Below are 24,785 nucleotides of genomic sequence, written 5' to 3'. Positions count from 1 at the left end.
GAGGAGGAATAATTGTGGCAAGTAATGAACTATTATTGGCAACAGAATATTTAGAAAAAGAAAAGAAAATCCCAAGAGAAGTTTTAATTGATGCGATTGAAGCCGCATTAATAACGGCTTATAAGAAAAATTATGATAGCGCACGCAATGTTCGTGTCGAATTAAATATGGACGAAGGTACATTTAAAGTAGTGGCTCGCAAATCAGTAGTTGAAGAAGTTTCTGATCATAGAGATGAAGTGGATTTGAGCACTGCACTTGTTAAAAATCCTGCATACGAAGTGGGCGATATTTATGAAGAAGATGTGACACCAAAGGATTTTGGCCGCGTTGGCGCTCAAGCAGCTAAACAAGCTGTTATGCAACGATTACGTGATGCAGAAAGAGAAATCCTTTATGATGAATTTGTAGATAAAGAAGATGATATTTTAACTGGTCTTATTGACCGTGTTGATCATCGTTACGTTTATGTTAATCTAGGTCGTATTGAAGCCGTATTATCTGAAGCTGAAAGAAGTCCAAATGAAAAGTATATCCCTAATGAACGTATTAAAGTTTATGTCAATAAAGTTGAACAAACAACAAAAGGGCCTCAAATCTATGTGTCTCGCAGTCATCCTGGTTTGCTTAAACGATTATTTGAGCAAGAAGTTCCTGAAATTTATGATGGCACAGTAATCGTAAAATCTGTTGCACGTGAAGCAGGTGATAGATCTAAAATCAGCGTGTACTCAGAGAATCCAGACATCGATGCTGTAGGTGCATGTGTTGGTGCAAAAGGTGCACGTGTCGAAGCTGTTGTTGAAGAGTTAGGTGGAGAAAAAATCGACATTGTCCAATGGGATGAAGATCCTAAAGTTTTCGTTAAGAATGCTTTAAGTCCTTCACAAGTTTTAGAAGTTATTGTCGATGAAAGCAATCAATCAACTGTTGTCATCGTTCCAGATTATCAATTATCATTAGCTATTGGTAAAAGAGGGCAAAATGCGCGATTAGCAGCTAAATTAACAGGTTGGAAAATCGATATTAAATCAGAAACAGATGCACGTGAAGCAGGTATCTATCCTATTGTAGAAGCTGAAAATCATGCAGATGAAGCTGAAATTGAAATAGACGACGAATCAATTGAAACAACAGAAATAGATGCAGCTGAAGAATCCAAAAACACTGAAGAATAGGCTGGTGTATGTATCTTATGAAAAAGAAAAAAATACCAATGCGTAAATGTATCTTAACGAATGAGATGCAACCAAAAAAAGATATGATTCGAGTGGTTATTAATAAAGAAGGCGAGATATTTGCAGATGCTACTGGTAAGAAACCAGGGAGAGGTGCCTATGTTTCTAAAGTGGTTTCAGCTGTTGAACAGGCACAGCAAAAAGGCGTTTTAGAAAAGTACTTCAATGCGAGCAAAGAACAACTTGATCCGGTCTACAAGGAAATCATTCGACTTATATATAGAGAAGAGATACCTAAATGACTGAAGCTCAAATTATGAACTTTCTTGGCTTAGCCATGAGAGCAAGAAAAGTAAAGTCTGGTGAATCAGTTTTGATGACTGAAATCAAAAAAAAGACATTAACATTAGTCATCTTAGCTTCTGATGCATCTGATAATACAACAAAAACAATTAAAAATAAATGTCATAGTTATCAAGTTCCGCTGAGAGTATTTGGAACGAAAGAACAATTAGGACAAGCTTTGGGCAAAAGCGAACGAGTTAATATCGGAATCACTGATGCTGGATTTGCTAAAAAATTAGTGTCAATGATCGATGAATATCGTAAGGAGTGATTATATGAGTAAACAAAGAATTTATGAATATGCGAAAGAATTAAATTTAAAGAGTAAAGATATTATAGATGAACTTAAAAGTATGAATGTTGAAGTATCTAATCATATGCAAGCACTAGAAAAAGAACAAATCACAGCGCTTGATAAAAAATTCAGACCACAAAAACAACAGAATAATAAACAAGAAGCTCAAAATAATCACCAAAAATCATCTAATAAATCAACTCAAAAATCAAATCAACAACAAGGTAGTAAACAACAAGGAAATCAACAAACTAAGAACAATCAAAAGAAAAGCAATCAAAATAATAATAAGGGCAATAAAAATAATAAAAGCAACAAAAATAGTAAAAACAATAAAAATAACAAAAATAATACGGTTAAAAAACCAGTTGAGCCTAAAGAAATTCCATCAAAAATTTCATATACTGAAGGTATTACAGTTGGAGAACTAGCTGATAAAATGAATGTAGAGTCAGCTGAGATTATAAAAAAATTATTCTTATTGGGTATTGTTGCCAATATTAATCAATCTTTAGACGAAGATACATTAGAACTGATTGCTAGTGATTATGATGTTGAACTTGAAAAAGAAATAGTTATTGATGAAGAAGATTTATCTATTTATTTTGATGATGAACAAGAAGATCCTGATGCAATTGAAAGACCTGCTGTTGTTACAATTATGGGACATGTTGACCATGGTAAAACGACACTTCTTGACTCAATTCGTCACACTAAAGTGACTGCAGGAGAAGCTGGAGGGATTACGCAGCATATCGGTGCTTATCAAATTAAAAATGCTGGGAAGAAAATAACATTTCTAGACACACCAGGACATGCAGCATTTACAACGATGCGTGCTCGTGGTGCCCAAGTTACTGACATCACTATTTTAGTTGTGGCAGCTGATGATGGCGTCATGCCTCAAACAATTGAAGCGATTAATCATGCTAAAGAAGCAGATGTACCTACGATTGTCGCTGTAAATAAGATTGATAAACCAACAGCTAATCCTGATCGAGTTATGCAAGAATTAACTGAATATGGACTCATTCCTGAAGATTGGGGTGGCGATACCATCTTTGTACCGCTATCAGCATTAAGTGGTGAGGGTATTGATGATTTATTAGAAATGATTGGTTTAGTGGCAGAAGTTCAAGAATTAAAAGCTAATCCAAGTAAGCGTGCAGTTGGTACAGTGATTGAAGCTGAGTTAGATAAATCACGAGGGCCATCAGCTTCACTGTTAGTACAAAACGGTACTCTAAATGTAGGTGATGCCATTGTTGTCGGTAACACATATGGACGTATTCGTGCAATGGTCAATGATTTGGGCCAACGTATTAAATCAGCAGGACCATCCACACCAGTAGAAATTACAGGTATTAACGATGTGCCACAAGCTGGAGATCGCTTCGTTATCTTTAGTGATGAAAAGCAAGCGCGTCGTATCGGTGAAGCACGTCACGAAGCCAGTATTATACAACAACGTCAAGAAAGTAAGAATGTAACTCTAGATAACTTATTTGAACAAATGAAACAAGGTGAAATGAAAGATTTAAATGTCATTATCAAAGGTGATGTGCAGGGTTCTGTTGAGGCACTAGCTGCATCATTAATGAAAATTGACGTTGAAGGCGTTAATGTACGTATTATTCACACTGCAGTTGGTGCAATCAATGAATCAGATGTTACATTAGCTAATGCATCTAATGGAATTATCATTGGTTTTAATGTGAGACCGGATTCAGGAGCTAAACGTGCAGCAGAAGCTGAAAATGTAGATATGCGCTTACATCGTGTTATCTATAATGTTATCGAAGAAATTGAATCAGCTATGAAAGGAATGCTAGACCCAGAATTTGAAGAACAAGTCATCGGTCAAGCTGAAGTACGTCAAACATTTAAAGTATCTAAAGTAGGAACAATTGCAGGCAGCTACGTTGTTGAAGGTAAAATCACTCGTAATGCAGGTGTTCGTGTGATTAGAGACGGTATTGTTCAATTTGAAGGTGAATTAGATACATTAAAACGTTTTAAAGATGATGCTAAAGAAGTAGCACAAGGTTACGAATGCGGTATTACAATTGATAAATATAATGACCTTAAAGAAGGCGACATTATTGAAGCATTTGAAATGGTAGAAGTAAAACGTTAAATTTATCGAAAATAAATGATAATACAATTAAAAACTGTCAGCATTGAGGAACTATGTTGACAGTTTTTGAATATCAAAAAATTTATAAATTTATGTGTTAAATAGTACAATATAACTTATAATAAACAATGATATTCACATGCAAAGACGTATTATGACTTTATTGAATTTTGAATAAATACAAAAATGGACAAAGAGGTGAACGATTTATGACTAATATGAGAGCTGAACGTGTAGGCGAACAAATGAAAAAAGAGATTATGGATATTGTTAATAATAAAGTCAAAGATCCAAGAGTAGGTTTTATTACTATCACAGATGTAGACTTAACGAACGACTTATCACAAGCTAAAGTATTTTTAACAGTACTTGGCAGTGATAAAGAAATTGATGATACATTTAAAGCATTAGATAAAGCAAAAGGTTTTATTAAATCAGAATTAGCAACTCGTATGAGATTGCGCATAATACCAGAATTATCATTTGAGTATGACAAATCCATAGATTATGGTAATAAAATTGAAAAAATGATTCGAGATTTGCATAAAAAAGATTAAAATTAACGTTAACATTTAAAAGCAAGATTAAGGCAAGCAATTCGATTTTAAATACTCAATCTTCTATGGTTTTTAGTAAAGACAGTGAGTATTTTAAAGCAGCTTGTCTTTTTTCTTGTAAAAATAATGTTCGAAGCGCTAATCATCAGTGTTATAATGTGAAAGAATAGCATTTATTATTTAAAAGGTGTGAAAATATGTATAACGGTATTTTGCCTGTACGCAAGGAAAGAGGACTTACAAGTCATGATGTCGTCTTTAAATTGAGAAAGATATTACAAACTAGAAAAATAGGTCACACGGGCACACTTGATCCTGAAGTTGATGGTGTATTGCCAGTTTGTATTGGCATCGCCACTCGAGTAAGTGATTATATCATGGATATGGGAAAAACCTATCATGCTACTGTGGCTATAGGGATAAGTACCACTACTGAAGATCAAACTGGAGATATATTAGAACAGAAAACAATAAATGTAGGAGAAATTACATCAGAAGCAATTGACTCGACCTTGTCTCAATTTCAAGGATGGATTACTCAAATTCCACCTATGTATTCATCAGTTAAAGTTAAAGGAAAAAAGCTTTATGAATATGCTAGAAATGGTGAAACTGTAGAGCGTCCAGAAAGAAAAGTTGAGATAAAAAGCATACAACGTGTTTCAGAAATTCACTTTAAACAAGGCATGTGCTTATTTGATATAGATATTACTTGTGGTAAAGGGACATACATACGTACGCTTGCTACAGATATTGGCAAAGCATTAGGCTTTCCAGCACATATGTCACGCCTTACTCGAACATCATCTGGCGGATTTAATATAAGTGATAGTTTAACTATTGAGCAAATCAAAGTATTGCATGAGCAAGAACAGTTACAAGAAAAGTTGTTTCCTATAGAATATGGATTAAAAGGTCTACCTTCTATTGAAATATATAATGAGGACATCAAGCATCGTATACTTAATGGACAAAAGTTTCAGAAGTCTATGTTTTCTACAGTTATTCAACAACAAATTGTATTTATTGATGGTAGGACACAACAAGTTTTAGCTATCTATATTTCACATCCAGATAAGCCAAAGGAAATTAAACCAAAGAAAGTTTTTAATTAAAGGAGAAATATTAATGAAAGTGATAGAAGTAACGCATCCTATACAGCCGGAACAACTGATTAACGAAGATGTTGCGATGGCTTTTGGCTTTTTTGATGGTATGCATAAAGGTCATTTAAAGGTTTTTGAAACACTCAACGAACGTGCTGAAGCGCATAACTTGAAAAAAGCAGTTATGACATTTGATCCACATCCTTCTGTCGTTCTAAACCCAAAAAGAAAAAGAACTACATATTTAACACCTTTGACTGATAAATTAGAGATGATTGAACAACAAAATATCGATTATTGCATTGTCATTAATTTTTCTTCGCGTTTTGCTGATGTGACTGCAGAAGATTTTGTTCAAAATTATATTATAAATAACCATGTTAAAGAAGTGGTTGCTGGTTTTGATTTTACTTATGGTAAATTTGGCAAAGGAAATATGACAGTATTAAAAGAAATGGACGACTTTAATACGACCATTGTTGGAAAGCAAGAAATTGAAGCCGAAAAAATTTCTACTACTGCTATTCGTCAGGCTTTGCAAGAAGGTCATTTGCAAAAAGCTAACAATGAATTAGGTTATTTATACCGTTTAAAAGGTACCGTTGTACAAGGTGAAAAAAGAGGGCGTACGATTGGTTTTCCAACCGCGAATGTTCAACCTAGTGATGATTATGTGCTACCGAAAAAAGGTGTATATGCTGTTAGTATGGCTATTGGTGCAGAAAAGAGATTGTATCGTGGTGTAGCAAATGTTGGTGTAAAGCCAACATTCCATGATCCTTCTAAAGCGGAAATTGTAATAGAAGTTAATATTTTTGATTTTGATGAAAATATCTATGGTGAAAGGGTCATTGTTTATTGGCATCATTATTTACGACCTGAAGTTAAATTTGATGGCATTGATCCGCTAGTTGAACAGATGAATGAAGATAAAGCTAAAGCCCAATATTTACTGGCAGTTGATTTTGGCGATGAAGTATCATATAATATATAAAGTTGAGTTTTGTAAATAAAGACATCAACCAATATAATCCTTTATCTTGGCAGGTTGAGACTCCGACGCCTAGCTCAGATTGAGGTGTATACAAATTATAGGAGGAATTGATTATGGCAATCACTCAAGAACGTAAGAATGAAATTATTAAAGAATACCGTGTACACGAAACAGATACTGGTTCACCAGAAGTACAAATTGCTGTTTTAACTGCTGAAATTTCAGCATTAAACGAACATTTAAGTACTCATAAAAAAGACCATCATTCACGTCGTGGACTATTGAAAATGGTAGGTCGTCGTAGACATTTATTAAACTACTTACGTAGCAAAGATATTCAACGTTACCGTGAATTGATTAAATCATTAGGTATTCGTCGTTAATCTTAATACACTTTGAGGGAAGTTCTATTCACTTAGGGCTTTCCTTTTTTTATAGAAATAAGACAAATAACTATTATAAAAATTCAAAAATTAATGATATGATATACATATTAGAATGAAGAGAGGAGATTCATAATGTCTCAAGAAAAGAAAGTTTTCAAAACTGAATGGGCCGGCCGTTCATTAACAATAGAGACAGGACAATTAGCTAAGCAAGCTAACGGTGCTGTTTTGGTACGTTATGGCGATACAGTTGTCTTATCAACTGCTGTTGCGTCAAAAGAACCACGTGATGGTGACTTTTTCCCATTAACAGTAAATTATGAAGAAAAAATGTATGCTGCTGGTAAAATCCCTGGTGGTTTTAAAAAAAGAGAAGGTCGTCCTGGAGATGAAGCGACATTAACAGCACGACTTATCGATAGACCGATTAGACCTTTGTTTCCTAAAGGATATAAACATGATGTTCAAATTATGAATATCGTCTTAAGTGCAGATCCTGATTGCTCACCTGAAATGGCAGCGATGATTGGTTCATCAATGGCGCTTAGCGTATCTGATATTCCATTCCAAGGTCCAATTGCCGGTGTGAATGTTGGTTATGTAGATGGCAAATATGTTATTAATCCTACATTGGAACAAAAAGAGCAATCTCGTTTGGATTTAGAGGTTGCAGGGCATAAAGATGCTGTTAATATGGTTGAAGCCGGTGCAAGTGAAATCACAGAACAGGAAATGTTAGAGGCTATTTTCTTTGGGCATGATGAAATAAAACGTCTTGTTGAATTCCAACAACAAATTGTTGATCATCTCCAACCAGTTAAGTCAGAGTTTATTCCAGTTGAACGCGATGAAGCGTTAGTTAGTAGAGTACAAGCATTAACAGAAGAAAAAGGTCTTAAAGAAACGGTGTTAACATTCGATAAAAAACAACGTGATGATAACTTAGACGAGTTAAAAGCGGAAATTGCAGCAGAATTTATAGACGAAGCTGATCCTGAGAATGAATTGCTAATTAATGAAGTTCATGCAATTTTAAATGATCTAGTTAAAGAAGAAGTACGTCGTCTTATTGCAGACGAAAAAATCCGACCTGATGGGCGTAAACCAGATGAGATTCGTCCTTTAGAATCTGAAGTTGGTATTTTACCAAGAGCACATGGGTCAGGATTGTTTACACGTGGACAAACTCAAGCATTGTCTGTATTGACACTCGGAGCCTTAGGTGATTATCAAATTATTGATGGTTTAGGACCTGAACAAGAAAAACGATTTATGCATCATTATAATTTTCCTAATTTCTCAGTTGGTGAAACGGGTCCTGTAAGAGCACCAGGACGTCGAGAAATCGGACATGGTGCTTTAGGTGAACACGCATTACGTCACATTATTCCGGATACATCTAAATTCCCTTATACAATAAGAATCGTGAGTGAAGTACTTGAATCTAATGGTTCATCTTCACAAGCATCCATTTGTGGTTCTACTTTGGCCTTAATGGATGCAGGTGTACCAATTAAAGCACCGGTTGCAGGTATTGCGATGGGTCTTGTTACACGTGAAGACAGCTATACAATCTTAACAGACATACAAGGTATGGAAGATGCCTTAGGAGACATGGATTTCAAAGTTGCTGGTACAAAAGATGGTATTACGGCAATCCAAATGGATATTAAGATTGATGGGTTAACACGTGAAGTTATTGAAGAGGCTTTAGAACAGGCACGTAAAGGTCGCTTAGCGATTATGGACCACATGTTACAAACGATTGATCATCCACGTGCTGAGCTTAGTGCATACGCACCAAAAGTAGAAATTATGCACATTAATCCAGATAAAATTAGAGATGTCATTGGACCTGGAGGCAAAAAAATCAATGAAATTATTGATGAAACAGGTGTGAAATTAGATATTGAACAAGATGGAACAATTTATATTGGGGCTGTAGATCAAGCAATGATTAATCGTTCAAAAGAAATCATTGAAGCGATTACACGTGAAGCTGAAGTTGGTCAAATTTATGATGCAAAAGTAAAACGTATTGAAAAATATGGTGCGTTTGTAGAAATATTCTCAGGCAAAGATGCATTATTACACATTTCTCAAATTTCAAAAGACCGCATTAATAAAGTTGAAGATGTCTTGAAAATTGGAGATACGATTAAAGTTAAAATCACTGAAATCGATAAACAAGGTCGCGTCAATGCCTCTCATAAAGTACTTGTTGAATAAGGTTCTGTTTTTTAAAACGAATTAAATCAATTAATGAAGTTTTAGGTAGTGTGCTAGACGCGCTACCTTTTCTATTTTTTAACCGGAGTTGAAATGGTTTTAATAGTGTACACAGCGTACAATTTAACTTATAATAATGAATGAGTATATATTTGGACGGGAATTTTTATAGGAGGTAACATTTTGAGTTTAATTAAGAAAAAAAATAAAGATATTCGCATCATACCCTTAGGTGGCGTGGGTGAAATCGCAAAGAATATGTATATCGTCGAAGTTGACGATGAAATGTTTATATTAGACGCCGGCTTGATGTTTCCAGAAGATGAAATGCTAGGTGTTGACATTGTTATACCGGATATTACGTATGTCCTTGAAAATAAAGCGCGTTTAAAAGGGATTTTCTTGACTCATGGACATGAACATGCCATTGGTGCAGTAAGTTATATTTTAGAGCAGTTAGATGTTCCAGTCTATGGATCAAAGCTTACATTGGCACTTGTTAAAGAGAATATGAAAGCGCGTAATATAAAGAAAAAAGTACGCTATTATACAGTTAATCATGATTCAGTGATGAAATTCAAAAATGTAAATATTACGTTTTTCAATACAACACATAGTATTCCAGATAGTTTAGGTATTTGTATTCATACATCATATGGTGCCATTGTCTATACAGGCGAATTTAAGTTTGACCAAAGCTTACAAGGAAACTATGCGCCAGATTTAAAACGAATGTCAGAAATAGGAGAGAATGGTGTTTTTGCGTTAATAAGTGATTCTACAGAAGCGGAAAAACCTGGTTACAACACACCAGAAAATGTCATTGAAACGCACATTTATGATGCATTTGCTAAAGCAAAAGGACGAATTATTGTATCATGTTATGCATCAAACTTTATTCGTATTCAGCAGGTGTTAAATACTGCTAGTAAGTTAAATCGTAAAGTTTCATTCTTAGGCAGATCACTAGAAAGCTCATTTAATATTGCACGTAAGATGGGATATTTTGATATACCTAAAGATCTCCTTATTCCAATTGATGAAGTTGAAAATTATCCGAAAAATGAAGTTGTTATTATCGCTTCTGGAATGGAAGGCGAACCTATTGAAGCATTAAGTCAAATGGCACGTAATAAACATAAAATTATGAACATTCAAAAAGGTGATTCAGTGTATCTAGCCATTACAGCTTCTGCTAATATGGAAGTTATTATTGGTAATACTTTAAATGAGTTGGTTCGTGCAGGTGCACATATCGTTCCTAATAATAAAAAAATACATGCTTCTAGTCACGGTTGCATGGAAGAATTAAAAATGATGCTTAATATTATGAAACCAGAGTACTTTATTCCAGTACAAGGTGAATTTAAAATGCAAATTGCGCATGCTAAATTAGCTAATGAAACTGGCGTTGCTCCAGAAAAAATCTTTTTAGTTGAAAAAGGTGACGTCATGCATTACGACGGTAAAGACATGACTTTGAGTGAGAAAGTTACATCAGGCAATGTTTTAATTGATGGTATCGGTGTTGGTGATGTAGGTAATATCGTGTTAAGAGATCGTCATTTACTAGCAGAAGATGGCATTTTTATTGCTGTCGTAACGTTAGACCCTAAACATCGTCGTATCGCTGCTGGACCTGAAATTCAATCAAGAGGATTTGTCTATGTTCGGGAAAGTGAAGAACTTTTAAAAGAAGCAGAAGAAAAAGTGCGTGAAATCGTAGAAGCCGGTCTACAAGAAAAACGTATTGAATGGTCTGAAATTAAGCAAAATATGAGGGACCAAATTAGCAAGCTATTATTTGAGAGTACGAAACGTCGTCCAATGATTATACCAGTTATCTCAGAAATTTAATAAATTAGCTTCTAGTGAGTTGTTCACATTTATATAAAGAGGTTGGGTCGTATCACTTGAATTTGTACAATGATGCTATCAGAGTGTCGCAGTACATGTAGAAAGATAGATGATAGTGTTATCATAATGTAGCCAGTCGGTTGCTTGATAAAGTTATCTATTAGTGAATATGTCGCCCTACCTCTTTAATCATTTATGTTATGACACAGAACAACAATACATAAGCAACACAGATGTTGTATCATGTTAAAGATTAAAAAGAAGGTGTATGAGTTTGCCACAAACAAAGAAGAAAACTACTTCTAGAAAGAAAAAAACAACCGCGCGTAGAACGTCAAGAAATAGAAAAAATAGCAGTGATAATTCAGTACGTTTCATATTTGCAATCATTGTTATCGCAATATCGATATTTGGTTTATTTCAATTAGGGATTATAGGTCGTGCAGTGGATAGTTTTTTTAATTATCTATTTGGATGGAGTCGCTATATGACTTATATTCTTATTAGTTTAATATCACTTTATATTGCTTTTGCTGGTAAAATACCGAAATCAAGACGGACATCAGGTATATTTTTATTACAATTTGTCTTGTTATTGATAGCACAACTCAACTTTCATTTTACTAAAGGTGTATTAGCGGAGAGAGAACCGGTGTTATCATACGTTTATAGCGCTTATGATTCTTCCCGTTTTCCTGATTTTGGTGGCGGCTTGATAGGTTTTTATCTATTAGCAATATTTGAACCATTAGTTTCAATTATAGGTGTCATATTAATCACCATTGTGTTAAGTGCATCTAGTATCATTTTAATTATGAAATTGAGACATCGTGATGTATTAAAATCATTATTCACAAAAATTAAAGATTTCAGCCAAGCAGCATCTGCTAAAATAAAGCAACAGCGTATTAAAGCACAAGAGAAAAAGCAACAACGTTCAGAAGAAAAACAGCAGCAATTACTAGAAAATGGTCAGCAAGACTCTGAAGTCAAAGATGTATCTGACTTACCTGAAATAACAAGTAATAATGATATTCCTATTTATAATCATAATGAAAAAGGGCAGGCTAATCATTCTTCACGAAAAAAACGTCGCTTTGAAACAACTGATATGAATTCAGATACTGATGAAAACAAAGCGCAATCATTAGAAGCTGAAACCAATGAGGAAACAATGATTGATGACCAAGTAGGTAGCTCGATTTCTGAAGCGGGGGAAGTGGCCAATGAAGCATATCATATTCCGCCTTTATCATTATTGAATCAACCGACTAAGCAACAAACGACATCTAAAGCAGAAGTGCAACGTAAAGGTCGTGTACTAGAAACAACGTTAAAGAACTTTGGTGTGAATGCAAAAGTTACACAAATTAAAATTGGACCTGCAGTAACACAATATGAAATTCAACCAGCTCAAGGCGTTAAAGTAAGTAAGATAGTTAACTTACATAATGATATTGCGTTAGCCTTAGCAGCAAAGGATGTAAGAATAGAAGCACCAATTCCAGGGCGGTCTGCAGTAGGAATTGAAGTGCCTAATGATAAAATTTCATTGGTAACGCTTAAAGAAGTATTAGATTCAAAATTCCCAGCTCAAAATAAATTAGAAGTTGGCTTAGGTCGTGACATTTCTGGGGATCCTATGACAATACAACTTAATGAAATGCCGCATTTATTAGTAGCAGGATCGACAGGTAGCGGTAAATCTGTCTGTATTAATGGCATTATCACGAGTATATTACTTAATGCAAAACCACACGAAGTAAAACTTATGTTAATTGACCCTAAAATGGTAGAATTAAATGTATACAATGGAATTCCACATTTATTAATACCTGTTGTTACTAATCCACATAAAGCTGCACAAGCACTTGAAAAAATTGTTGCTGAAATGGAACGACGCTATGATTTGTTCCAACATTCATCAACACGCAATATAGAAGGTTATAATCAATATATTCGTCAACAAAATGCTGAGTTAGACGAAAAGCAAGCGGAATTACCATATATTGTTGTTATTGTAGATGAGTTAGCTGATTTAATGATGGTAGCAGGAAAAGATGTTGAAAACGCCATACAACGTATTACACAAATGGCAAGAGCGGCAGGTATTCATTTAATTGTTGCAACACAACGACCTTCTGTAGATGTTATTACTGGTATTATTAAAAATAACATACCGTCACGTATTGCGTTTGCAGTGAGTTCACAAACTGATTCAAGAACAATTATTGGCTCAGGTGGTGCTGAGAAACTTCTTGGTAAGGGTGATATGCTTTATGTTGGAAATGGCGAATCATCGCAAACGCGTGTGCAAGGTGCGTTTTTAAGTGATTATGAAGTCCAAGAAGTAGTGAATTATGTTGTGGAACAACAACAAGCAAACTATGTAAAAGAAATGGAACCAGACGCACCAGTAGATAAATCAGAGATGAAAAGTGAAGATGAATTATATGATGAAGCTTACTTGTTTGTTTTAGAAAAGCAGAAAGCGAGTACGTCATTATTGCAAAGACAATTTAGAATTGGATACAATAGAGCATCAAGATTAATGGATGATTTAGAAAGAAACCAAGTGATTGGTCCACAAAAAGGAAGTAAACCACGACAAGTATTAATTGATTTAGATAATGATGAGGTGTAAATCATGGCAGAATTGACCGCTATTTTTAAAGTGAAAGAATATATTTTAAATCAAATACATTCAAATAAATATCTACCTGGTGACAAACTTCCTAGCAATTTAGCAATTGCACGTGAACTTCATGTGAAAACAGATGATGTTTATGATGCTATTGGTGAACTTATCACAGAGCAGGTATTAACGGATAACTTTGAAGAAGGGCCAAGTGTGAAAGCACTTCACCCTTTTTACTATCCGCTAAATAAATTATTTAGCATCAGTGAAATGATAACATGTGCTGGATATCAATCAGGGACAGAATATTTAAGTTTAGAACAGCAGCCAGCGAGTATTTTAGATGCAGAAAAGTTAGGTATACAAGATCAAGAATTGATTACTGTAATAGAACGTATACGCACAGCAAATCAAGTGCCTGTCGTTTATTGTTTAGACAAAATAGCAAACCATCATTTGACCTGTACAGAGTATCAATCGCGAAGTGGTTCAATGTTGAAGGCAATAGAAGATAACACGGGTTTAAGTATTGAATATGCCGAAACAGAGGTTGAGGCTATTAGCTATGAGCCACATATTTCAGAAGTATTAAATGCTTCTCCCCACGAAAGCTTAATGATGTTAAAGGTTACGCATTATGACGAAAATCAGCAGCCCATTCTTTATTCTTTAAATTATTTAAAAAGCAGCTTAGTTAAATTTAAAATAACTAGATGCAAAGGCGAGAATAGCGATACATTTTAAGGTTGTTTTTATTAGTTGTAATTAATAAGCTTTATAAATGGTAGTAGAAAGACAACTTTGAAAGAGAGGCGAAAGAATATGACAGAGAAAGAAAAACAGAATAATATTCATATATTTTCCACAGAAAAGTTCAAAACAACGACTATAACTTTTAAGTTTATGACCCCATTAAATTATGAGACGATTACACAAAGATCAGTGCTCAGCAAAGTTTTAACCAGGGCTACACAACACTTCCCTACAGACAAGGCTTTCAATCAACATTTAGCAGGTTTATATGGTGCTTACATCAATAGTTCTGTATCCAAATATAAGAATCAACATGTAGTAAGTATTTCATTGGAGATTGTTAATGAACGTTATTTAAAGGATACGACACCACTCCTTGAAAAAGGGTTAGACTTACTTTACGAAGTGATTTGGAATCCACTTATTCATGATAAAGCTTTTCATAATACATATGTAACACAAGAAAAAACATTACTTACTAAGAAATTAGAATCCATGGTTGACAATAAATCACAGTTTGCATTTTTAAATTTGATGAAACATATGTTTAAAAATGAAGCCTATCGTTTTTTAGCAACAGGCCAGTTAGAACAAATAGATCAGGTTACGCCAACGAGTCTATACAATACATATCAAGCTATGATTACTAATGATACATCTTCCGTTTATATTGTAGGAAATGTAGATGAAGCACATGTTACAAAAATGATAGAACAAAAGTTCCCTATGTCTTCCATTACACTTGAAAAAGTTGACGAAAATCTAGACTTAGCAAATGAAATCCAAGTTCAAGATATCAAAGACTATGATGTGGTTGATCAAGCTAAATTGAATTTAGGTTATCGTTTCCCTGCTACTTATGGAAACGTAAATTATTACACACTTGTTGTTTTTAATATGATGTTTGGTGGAGATCCATCTTCAGTTTTATTTAGTGAAGTGCGTGAAAAACAAAGTTTAGCATATTCTATTCATTCACAAATCGATGGTAAAAATGGTTATTTATTTGTGTTAAGTGGTGTTTCAGTCGATAAATACCAAGTTGCTAAGCAAACTATTTTAGATGAATTTGATAAGTTTAAAAATGGAAACTTTAGCGAAGAAAAATTAGCTTTAGCCAAAAAGGTTATTGCATCCCAGCGCTATGAATCGATGGATAGACCAAAAAGTATTATCGAAATAATGCATAATCAATTACTACTTGATTATCCTCAAAGTAACGAACAATATATTGATGCTATAAATAAAGTAACCAAAGAAGACATAATCGAATTAGTAAACCAAGCTCAATTAGATACAATTTATGTCTTAACAAAAGGAGATGACATAAATGAATGAACATTATTATGAACTTATTGATGAGCGTGTTTATGAAAAAGAACTAGACAATGGATTGCGTTTATTTATCATTCCTAAAAAAGGATTTCAAAAAACATTTGTTACATATACGACGCAATTTGGTTCCCTTGATAGTAAATTCAAACCATTTGATCAAGATGATTTTGTAACTGTACCAGATGGCGTAGCCCATTTTTTAGAACATAAATTATTTGAAAAAGAGCAAGGCGAAGACTTATTTACATCATTTGCTCAAGACAGTGCTCAAGCAAATGCATTTACTAGTTTTGATCGTACAAGTTATTTGTTTAGTGCAACTGATCAAATTGAAGCCAATATTATTCGTTTATTGTCCATGGTTGAACAGCCTTATTTTTCGGAAGAAACTGTTGAAAAAGAAAAAGGAATCATAGCAGAAGAAATCAAAATGTATCAAGAACAACCAGGTTATAAATTAATGTTTAATACACTAAGAGCTATGTACCATCATCATCCAATCAGGGTGGATATTGCTGGAAGTGTCGAAAGTATCTACCATATTACAAAAGATGATTTATATCGCTGTTATGAAACGTTTTATCATCCTTCCAATATGGTGTTGTTTGTTGTTGGAGACGTTAATCCGGAAGAAATATGCCAAATTGTTGAAAAGCATGAAGCGAAACGAGACAAAGTCTATCAACCTACGATAGAACGATCTTTAGTGGATGAACCGTCATATGTTAAAGATGCTAATGTGCGTGAATGTATGAAATTGCAGTCTCCACGAATTATGCTTGGTTTTAAAAATACGCCAGGTGATTTGTCACCACAACAATTTGTTCAAAAAGATCTAGAAATGACATTATTTTTTGAATTAGTTTTCGGTGAGGAAACAGATTTTTATCAAATGCTGCTTAATGAATCATTGATAGACGAAACATTTGGTTATCAGTTTGTGCTAGAGCCAAGCTATAGTTTCTCAGTTATTACGAGTGCAACACAACAACCTGACAAATTAAAAGAATTATTACTCAATGAGTTAGCTCAAAATCGTGGACAGCTTACAGATGATGCAACGTTCCAATTACTAAAAAAACAATTTATAGGCGAGTACATTTCTAGTTTAAACTCTCCTGAATATATAGCTAATCAGTATACTAAATTATATTTTGAGGGAGTTAGTGTCTTTGAGTTACTAGATATTGTTGAACGTATTACACTTGAAAGTATTAATGAAACGACAATGGCTTATTTAAATCTTGAACAACAAGTAGATAGTCGTTTGGAGATTGAGACACAATGAAGGCATTAGTGTTAGGCGGATCAGGAAGTATTGGAACGGCAATTGTTGAGCGCTTATTATCTGACGGTTATGATGTTATTTTGCATTATTATCGCAGCGATATCGAAGATTTGCGAGAAAAATATCATGGTAAAAGTGTATCTTTTATTCAAGCAGATTTAAGTCAAAATATCGATTTAGAGCAAACATTTGGACACATTGATAAACTGGATTGCCTTATCTATTGTAGCGGCGTAGCCCTATACGGTATGCTCCAAGATATGACGGATGATGATATGGATAAGAGTTATTATATTCATGTTAAACAAATGATGCGTTGTTGCCGTTTTTTTATTGATAAATTACGACAAAGTCAACATGGAAGAGTGATTGTTATCTCTTCTATTTGGGGTGAGACTGGCGCAAGTATGGAAACAATTTATTCGGCGATGAAAGGTGCACAAATAAGTTTTGTTAAAGCATTGAGTCAAGAATTGGCTTTGACGACGGTGACCGTTAATGCTATTGCGCCCGGTATAGTTTCAGGGCGAATGAGCGATATCTGGTCTGAGGATGATTTAGCAGAAATTTTACAGAACATTCCACAACAGCGACTTGTGACACCGACTGAAATTGCACATACCTGTTCATATTTATGCCATCCTTTAGCACGTAGTATCACTGGAACAGTGCAAAAAATTAACGGCGGTTGGTATATTTAATAAGATATTTTGTTGTTTATTTTCTTATATTCATGTAATCATTTGAAGTGTTATAATAGCTTTAATAAATTGATGTTATCTACAAGGGGGATGACTGATGGCCATAATTGAAAAGAAAGAATGGTATCTTGAGTATAGGATTACGTTAAATCGTCCAGGTTTGCTAGGAGATGTATCAAGCCTTCTCGGTATGCTCGGCATCAGCATTGTTACGATTAATGGTGTGGATCAAGGCAAGAGAGGCTTGTTAATCAAAACCGATAGCCTCGAAAAAGTAAAACGTTTTGAAAACATTATTTCAGAGGTTAATGATATTGAAATAACCAAACTAAGACTTCCTGAATTGCGAGATAGGTTAGCTGTAAGACACGGTAGATACATTGAGCAAGATGCAGATGATAAGAAAACCTTTCGTTTTGAACGAGAAGATTTAGGACTGTTGGTGGATTTTTTGGCTGAATTGTTTAAAGAAGAGGGGCATAAGCTTATTGGTATAAGAGGAATGCCTCGTGTTGGCAAGACCGAGTCAATTGTTGCAGGTAGTGTTTGTGCTCATAAACGATGGTTATTTATTAGTTCAACACTTATTAAGCAAACAGTTAGAAGTTCACTTATTAAAGGGGAATATGAGTCAAATCATGTTTATATCATCGATGGTGCAGTAACAGGTAGAGAAACCAATCAAAAGCATCAAGAGCTTGTGCGTGAAGTGATGACATTACCATCTATTAAGGTTGTAGAACATCCCGATTTATTTGTAGAAACATCAGAATATACTATGGATGATTTTGACTATATTATAGAATTGCGGGAAAATAAACTTCAAAAAATTGAATATGAGCATATGAAAGCTCAGACTCAAAAGGTACAAAGCAAGAACAACTTGGATTTTGGTGATCCATTTGGTGGTGGATTTGGTTTCTTTGAATAATAAAGTTGGAGGCTATATCAAGTGAAAACAGTTGGTGAAATATTAAAACATAGAAGAGAACGTTTAGGAATGACATTAGCTGAACTAGAGTCACGAACGCAAATTAAACGTCAAACATTACAGCATATTGAGAATAATAATTATGAATTATTGGCTAAAAAAGATTATGCAGAAGGTTTTATTCGTAAGTATGCTAAAACTGTAAATATTGATGATAACCAATTAGTATCTGCACATAGAGAAGAAATTCCCAATAGTCAAAGCCAACTAGATGATTTAATCACACAGTTTCAAAGTATTGAACCACCAACCCAACACGTTTCTTATAAAGAACCTATTCAATTGACTATAATCATCGTCTCACTAAGTATCATATCTGTTATACTATGGATTATTGCAGTATTAATTTTTTAAATATAGAAATGAGGCTTTTTAATGAACATACCTAACCAGATTACAGTTTTTAGAGTTATCCTCATCCCCGTATTTATCCTTTTTGCTCTTGTAGATTTTGGATTCGGTACGGTATCCGTTTTAGGAGGCTACGATATACGCATTGAGCAGTTGATTAGTGCGATAGTATTTATAGTTGCTTCACTGAGCGATTTTGTTGATGGATATTTGGCGCGTAAATGGGAATTGGTTACGAATATGGGGAAATTTTTAGATCCTTTAGCTGATAAATTACTCGTATCAAGCGCCTTGATTGTAATGGTAGAACTAGGAATAACTAATTCTGTTGTAGCGATTATTATTATAGCACGTGAATTTGCTGTGACAGGACTACGATTATTACAAATCGAACAAGGATTTGTAAGTGCAGCAGGTCAATTAGGTAAAATTAAAACTGCTGTAACGATGGTTGCAATTATTTGGCTACTATTTGGCGATCTGTTCGTTAACGTGATTGGATTCTCAATAGGACAAACATTGCTATACATCGGTGTCTTATTTACAATATTATCTGGCCTTGAATATTTTTATAAAGGTAGAGCTGTTTTTAAACAATAGCTATTTCTGACCAAGATGTTCTGAAGTTTATACACGCATAATAAATGACGTGATTCATAAGTATAAACTTTTTATTAGGACACTTGGTCGTTTTTATTGTAAGTTAATAATTGGCACAAGTTTTTGACACATAAAGTGATAATTTTTTATTGAATAGGAGCTTTTAATTTATGAATATATCAATTATAGCGGTTGGTTCAGAACTGCTATTAGGTCAAATAGCAAACACCAATGGTCAATATTTATCAAAATTATTTAATAGTATTGGAAAAAGTGTAGTAGAACATACAGTTGTTGGTGATAATCCAGAACGATTGGCGCATGCTATATCACAAGGATTTACACGATTTGATACTATCGTATTAACTGGCGGGTTAGGACCAACAAAAGACGATTTAACCAAACAGGTTGTTGCAGATATTTTAGGACGACAACTGGTTATAGATGATGTGGCACTTAACTTTATTCAAGACTATTTTAATGCTCAAGGGCAAATAATGACCCCCAATAATAAGCAACAAGCTTTAGTGATAGAAGGTTCAACTGTATTAGCAAATGATTATGGTATGGCACCTGGCATGTTAATAACAGAAGGTAATAAAAAAATAGTCCTACTTCCAGGACCACCGCGTGAAATGCGTCCAATGGCTAAAAATAAGTTATTACCGTATTTATTAGATGGCGAACATATCATTTTTTCAGAACAACTCCGTTTTGCTGGTATAGGGGAATCAAAAGTTGAAACATTGTTAATGGATTTAATTGATGCACAAGAAAATCCGACTATTGCACCATTAGCGGGTACTGATGAGGTATATATACGCTTAACAGCTAATGCGGATACTAAAGAAGATTGTCACGATTTAATAGCACCTGTGAAAGATGAGATATTAGCTAGAATTGGTGAATATTATTACGGTTCTGATGATATTCTTATAGAAGAAGCCGTGAGTCAAAAGTTAACTGATTCATACGCAATTTATGATGGTGTGACCAATGGTGCATTATATCATCGCTTAAAAGATGTAGATGAAAAACAAAAGTTAGTAGGAATGTTGCCAGATTCAGAAATATTTTTGAGCAACACATCAAATATTCATGACAAGCTGCAACAGGCAGCATTATATATAAAAGAGACATACCATAGTAAAATGGGAATTGCATTATTGAATGAAGATGAGAAAGTCTATATAGGTTTATTAACAGATCAAGCATTTAAAGCTAAAATGTTTAAAATGCCACAAACACGAAATATTCTAAGACGCAGAAGTCAAAATTATGCTTTGATAACATTACTTAATTGGTTAAGATAGTATCATTTTTTGAACTTATGTTCGTATATTTTTAGTTTTAACATGAAATTAATATAAGTTTACCGTAAATATAGCGAACAAATATTCGTAAATCTCTTGTATTTTATATGAAATGATTGTATAGTAATGATAAGACAATAAACAGGAAAATAATCCTATTAGGAGGTCTCGTTTTGGATAATGATCGTCAAAAAGCGCTAGATACTGTAATTAAAAATATGGAAAAATCATTCGGTAAAGGTGCCGTAATGAAATTAGGGGATAATAAAGGCCGTCGCGTATCTAGTGTATCTACTGGATCAGTGACATTAGATAATGCTTTAGGAGTTGGTGGATATCCTAAAGGAAGAATTATAGAAATATATGGTCCTGAAAGTTCAGGTAAAACGACCGTTGCATTACATGCAATTGCCGAAGTTCAAAAAAATGGTGGTATTGCAGCTTTTATTGATGCTGAGCATGCGCTAGATCCTGAATATGCAGCTGCTTTAGGTGTAGATATTGATAACTTATATCTTTCTCAACCAGATCATGGTGAACAAGGTTTAGAAATCGCTGAAGCCTTTGTACGTAGTGGAGCTGTTGATATTGTAGTTGTGGACTCAGTTGCAGCTTTAACACCTAAAGCTGAAATTGAAGGAGAAATGGGAGATACGCATGTAGGTTTACAAGCCCGCTTGATGTCTCAAGCATTACGTAAGCTTTCAGGTGCAATTTCTAAATCAAATACGACAGCCATTTTCATCAATCAAATTCGTGAAAAGGTTGGCGTAATGTTTGGTAATCCTGAAACAACACCTGGTGGCCGTGCACTTAAATTTTATAGTTCAGTACGTTTAGAAGTTCGTCGTGCAGAACAATTAAAGCAAGGTCAAGACATCGTTGGTAATAGAACGAAAATCAAAGTTGTTAAAAATAAAGTTGCGCCGCCATTTAAAGTTGCAGAAGTAGATATTATGTATGGTCAAGGAATCTCTAAAGAGGGAGAACTCATTGATTTAGGTGTTGAACATGATATTGTTGATAAATCAGGTGCTTGGTACTCATACAATGGAGATAGAATGGGCCAAGGTAAAGAAAATGTCAAAACTTATCTAAAAGAAAATCCAGAAGTAAGAGATGATATTGATCGTAAACTAAGAGAAAAATTAGGTATTTTTGATGGTGATGTTGAAGAAAAAGAAGCTAAAGCACCAGAATCTCTATTTGATGAAGAATGATATCAAGTTTGAGTGATATGATTTAACGCATAGTTAATTAACTACAAAATAATTAAATATATAACTTTTAAAATACCTTGTTGGTTTTATGGCCATCAAGGTATTTTTATACACTATTTTTAATAGAATTACAATGATTAATAGGCTTCTTACCTTGACATTCACACAACTAAAAAAGTACAATTAGTTTGTATGATTATTATAAATTTCATAAAATCATATCGATTTTGATATACAGAACATAGCCCTAGAAAAAGGAGGTGTTTGTGTGAATTTATTAGCCCTCCTACTCATTTTGCTTGGGATTATTCTAGGAGTTGTTGTAGGGTATTTCGTAGCCCGAAATTTGTTGCATCAAAAACAATTACAAGCAAGACAAACCGCTGATGATATTATTAGGCAAGGAAACAAAGAAGCTGAAAATATCAAAAAAGAAAAGTTACTTGAAGCAAAAGAAGAAAACCAAATCTTAAGAGAACAAACTGAATCAGAATTACGTGAAAGACGTGGTGAGCTTCAAAAACAAGAAGCCCGACTTCTTCAAAAAGAGGAAAATTTAGATCGAAAATCTGATCTATTAGACAAAAAAGATGAGATTTTAGAACAAAAAGAATCTAAACTTGAAGAAAGACAACAACAAGTAGATGCAAAAGAGAGTAGTGTTCAATCATTAATAATGAAGCATGAACAAGAATTAGAACGCATCTCCGGTCTTACTCAAGAAGAAGCTGTTAGAGAACAACTTCAGAGAGTTGAAGAAGAACTGTCACAAGATATTGCAGTACTTGTTAAAGAAAAAGAAGCAGAAGCTAAAGAAAAAGTCGATAAAACTGCCAAAGAATTATTAGCTACAACTGTCCAAAGATTAGCAGCAGATCATACAACAGAATCAACAGTATCAGTTGTTAATTTACCAAACGACGAAATGAAAGGTCGTATTATTGGTAGAGAAGGTAGAAATATTCGAACATTAGAAACATTAACAGGTATCGATTTGATAATTGATGATACACCAGAAGCAGTTATTTTATCTGGTTTTGATCCAATTAGACGTGAAATTGCAAGAACAGCATTAGTCAATTTAGTATCAGACGGTAGAATCCATCCTGGTAGAATTGAAGATATGGTTGACAAAGCAAGAAAAGAAGTTGACGAAATCATTCGAGATGCGGGAGAACAAGCTACCTTTGAAATGAATATTCATAATATGCATCCTGAATTAGTGAAAATTTTAGGTCGCTTAAATTATCGAACAAGCTACGGTCAAAATGTGTTGAAACATTCGATTGAAGTTGCGCATTTATCAGGTATGCTTGCTGCTGAATTAGGTGAGGATGTAAGTTTAGCCAAAAGAGCTGGCTTGCTCCATGATGTTGGTAAAGCAATAGACCATGAAGTTGAAGGTAGTCACGTTGAAATTGGTGTAGAACTCGCTAAAAAATACGGCGAAAATGATACGGTAATAAATGCTATTCATTCTCATCATGGTGACGTGGAACCCACTTCTATCATATCAATTTTAGTCGCGGCAGCAGATGCTTTATCCGCTGCACGACCAGGTGCACGTAAAGAGACTTTAGAGAATTATATCCGCAGATTAGAACGCTTAGAAACATTATCTGAAGGTTACGATGGCGTTGAAAAAGCATTTGCTATACAAGCCGGACGAGAAATAAGAGTAATCGTTTCTCCGGATGAAATTGATGATTTAAAATCATATCGCCTTGCACGAGATATTAAAAACCAAATCGAAGAAGAACTTCAATATCCTGGTCATATTAAAGTGACAGTTGTTCGTGAGACCAGAGCAGTTGAATATGCTAAATAAAACAGGCCTTTCGTGCCTGTTTCTTAAATGTCGACAAACCTAATGTTGTAAAATATTAGGTTTGTTTTTTTAGGTGTTATTTTTAATTATAAGGCACAACTTACTTCATTATTGTTTCAAATAAAAATGATTAGTTCAACATTAAATAATAAGCTAGGTTAATGCTTATGCATAATTGATCATCTTATTAAGAACTTAAAGTAAGGCATCATAAAAATATATTTATTTGAAATATGAAGTGCCACCAAAAGTTAGAATTTTCATTCAACTTTTGGTGGCAACCTGTATTAATAATTTAAATGTTTATATGTTTATTCATTAATATGCAAATTGTTGTCGTTAATAGGTGTGGTATGTTAATGCTTCAATTGTAAATCCGCTTTGTTCATCTCTGAAATGACTTCAGCAGTGTCATAGCAGTTTGTTGCAACGTTAGAATATCTTTCTGCTAAGCGATAAGCATTAATATATAACTCTAAACATTCTTTTGCGATATCTTCAGCATCTTCAGATTTTGCTGGGTTTGCTGTTAAAACCAATTCTGCAAATCTTTCTGGATCAATGTTAATTGACATGTAATATATACAACTCCTATTATTTTATAAATTCATCTTAACATAGGTTTCTTTACTGAAAAAGAAATGCACTTTAAAACAAAATAAAAATAGTTAATCTGCTTTAAT

Annotated in this window: 21 protein-coding genes and 1 pseudogene; 21 read left to right on the top strand and 1 reads right to left on the bottom strand. The window is 34.0% G+C overall.

Translation table 11 applies throughout. The features are described from left to right. Positions 1-14 precede the first annotated feature (14 nt). The 21 genes and pseudogenes from nusA (at position 15) to rny (ending at position 24,102) form a co-directional block, all read left to right on the top strand. A complete protein-coding gene (nusA, locus tag AL499_RS02505; protein WP_002459278.1) occupies positions 15-1,178 on the top strand; it encodes a transcription termination factor NusA in 1,164 nt (387 codons plus the stop codon). A 17-nt stretch (positions 1,179-1,195) separates the two neighbouring features. Continuing rightward, on the top strand, positions 1,196-1,480 hold the full coding sequence (rnpM, locus tag AL499_RS02500) for an RNase P modulator RnpM (protein ID WP_037540354.1): 285 nt from the start codon (positions 1,196-1,198) through the stop codon (positions 1,478-1,480). Further along, complete coding sequence (locus tag AL499_RS02495; protein WP_002459276.1) at positions 1,477-1,794, top strand: L7Ae/L30e/S12e/Gadd45 family ribosomal protein; 318 nt, start codon at positions 1,477-1,479, stop codon at positions 1,792-1,794. The genes rnpM and AL499_RS02495 overlap by 4 nt, the downstream gene beginning before the upstream one ends. 4 nt (positions 1,795-1,798) lie before the next feature. Then, the gene (infB, locus tag AL499_RS02490; protein WP_002478274.1) at positions 1,799-3,955 is read left to right on the top strand and encodes a translation initiation factor IF-2; all 2,157 of its coding nucleotides are present in this window, start codon (positions 1,799-1,801) and stop codon (positions 3,953-3,955) included. A 209-nt stretch (positions 3,956-4,164) separates the two neighbouring features. After that, the gene (rbfA, locus tag AL499_RS02485) at positions 4,165-4,512 is read left to right on the top strand and encodes a 30S ribosome-binding factor RbfA (protein WP_002459274.1); all 348 of its coding nucleotides are present in this window, start codon (positions 4,165-4,167) and stop codon (positions 4,510-4,512) included. 197 nt (positions 4,513-4,709) lie between these two features. Then, positions 4,710-5,627, top strand: a complete 918-nt coding sequence (gene truB / locus AL499_RS02480) for a tRNA pseudouridine(55) synthase TruB (RefSeq protein ID WP_002491848.1) — start codon at positions 4,710-4,712, stop codon at positions 5,625-5,627. Positions 5,628-5,640: 13 nt separating this feature from the next. Then, the gene (gene ribF, locus AL499_RS02475; RefSeq protein WP_002459272.1) at positions 5,641-6,612 is read left to right on the top strand and encodes a riboflavin biosynthesis protein RibF; all 972 of its coding nucleotides are present in this window, start codon (positions 5,641-5,643) and stop codon (positions 6,610-6,612) included. A 113-nt stretch (positions 6,613-6,725) separates the two neighbouring features. Next, positions 6,726-6,995 carry a 30S ribosomal protein S15 gene (gene rpsO, locus AL499_RS02470; protein ID WP_002459271.1) on the top strand — a complete coding sequence of 90 codons (270 nt, stop codon included), beginning with the start codon at positions 6,726-6,728 and terminating at the stop codon, positions 6,993-6,995. Positions 6,996-7,130: 135 nt separating this feature from the next. After that, a complete protein-coding gene (gene pnp, locus AL499_RS02465; RefSeq protein ID WP_002491850.1) occupies positions 7,131-9,227 on the top strand; it encodes a polyribonucleotide nucleotidyltransferase in 2,097 nt (698 codons plus the stop codon). 183 nt (positions 9,228-9,410) lie between these two features. Then, on the top strand, positions 9,411-11,084 hold the full coding sequence (rnjB, locus tag AL499_RS02460; RefSeq protein ID WP_002459269.1) for a ribonuclease J2: 1,674 nt from the start codon (positions 9,411-9,413) through the stop codon (positions 11,082-11,084). Positions 11,085-11,496: 412 nt separating this feature from the next. Continuing rightward, positions 11,497-13,728, top strand: a pseudogene (locus AL499_RS02455) (FtsK/SpoIIIE family DNA translocase); the annotation flags it as partial. Between the two features lie 3 nt (positions 13,729-13,731). Next, positions 13,732-14,466: a GntR family transcriptional regulator gene (locus tag AL499_RS02450; protein ID WP_002459267.1), complete on the top strand. Its 735-nt coding sequence runs from the start codon at positions 13,732-13,734 to the stop codon at positions 14,464-14,466. 78 nt (positions 14,467-14,544) lie between these two features. After that, positions 14,545-15,813 (top strand): EF-P 5-aminopentanol modification-associated protein YfmF, encoded by a 1,269-nt coding sequence (gene yfmF, locus AL499_RS02445; RefSeq protein ID WP_002478270.1) that lies wholly within the window; start codon positions 14,545-14,547, stop codon positions 15,811-15,813. Beyond that, positions 15,806-17,098, top strand: a complete 1,293-nt coding sequence (yfmH, locus tag AL499_RS02440) for an EF-P 5-aminopentanol modification-associated protein YfmH (protein WP_002491845.1) — start codon at positions 15,806-15,808, stop codon at positions 17,096-17,098. The genes yfmF and yfmH overlap by 8 nt, the downstream gene beginning before the upstream one ends. After that, a complete protein-coding gene (gene ymfI / locus AL499_RS02435; protein WP_037540356.1) occupies positions 17,095-17,799 on the top strand; it encodes an elongation factor P 5-aminopentanone reductase in 705 nt (234 codons plus the stop codon). The genes yfmH and ymfI overlap by 4 nt, the downstream gene beginning before the upstream one ends. A 97-nt stretch (positions 17,800-17,896) precedes the next feature. Beyond that, positions 17,897-18,730, top strand: a complete 834-nt coding sequence (locus AL499_RS02430) for a YmfK family protein (protein ID WP_002459263.1) — start codon at positions 17,897-17,899, stop codon at positions 18,728-18,730. Between the two features lie 21 nt (positions 18,731-18,751). Beyond that, the gene (locus tag AL499_RS02425; protein WP_002492103.1) at positions 18,752-19,144 is read left to right on the top strand and encodes a helix-turn-helix domain-containing protein; all 393 of its coding nucleotides are present in this window, start codon (positions 18,752-18,754) and stop codon (positions 19,142-19,144) included. Positions 19,145-19,165: 21 nt separating this feature from the next. Continuing rightward, positions 19,166-19,741, top strand: a complete 576-nt coding sequence (gene pgsA, locus AL499_RS02420) for a CDP-diacylglycerol--glycerol-3-phosphate 3-phosphatidyltransferase (RefSeq protein ID WP_002459261.1) — start codon at positions 19,166-19,168, stop codon at positions 19,739-19,741. A gap of 170 nt (positions 19,742-19,911) precedes the next feature. Continuing rightward, positions 19,912-21,054 carry a CinA family nicotinamide mononucleotide deamidase-related protein gene (locus AL499_RS02415; RefSeq protein WP_002492107.1) on the top strand — a complete coding sequence of 381 codons (1,143 nt, stop codon included), beginning with the start codon at positions 19,912-19,914 and terminating at the stop codon, positions 21,052-21,054. Positions 21,055-21,227: 173 nt separating this feature from the next. After that, positions 21,228-22,274: a recombinase RecA gene (recA, locus tag AL499_RS02410; protein ID WP_002478267.1), complete on the top strand. Its 1,047-nt coding sequence runs from the start codon at positions 21,228-21,230 to the stop codon at positions 22,272-22,274. A 268-nt stretch (positions 22,275-22,542) separates the two neighbouring features. Further along, positions 22,543-24,102 carry a ribonuclease Y gene (gene rny / locus AL499_RS02405; RefSeq protein WP_002478266.1) on the top strand — a complete coding sequence of 520 codons (1,560 nt, stop codon included), beginning with the start codon at positions 22,543-22,545 and terminating at the stop codon, positions 24,100-24,102. Between the two features lie 356 nt (positions 24,103-24,458). Here rny and AL499_RS02400 read toward each other — a convergent pair whose 3' ends face one another. Then, complete coding sequence (locus AL499_RS02400) at positions 24,459-24,677, bottom strand: hypothetical protein (protein WP_002459257.1); 219 nt, start codon at positions 24,675-24,677, stop codon at positions 24,459-24,461. Positions 24,678-24,785: the final 108 nt, after the last annotated feature.

It is taken from the genome of Staphylococcus lugdunensis (genome assembly GCF_001558775.1).
GTDB classification, from domain to species: domain Bacteria; phylum Bacillota; class Bacilli; order Staphylococcales; family Staphylococcaceae; genus Staphylococcus; species Staphylococcus lugdunensis.
This window is presented reverse-complemented; position numbering and strand designations above follow the sequence as displayed.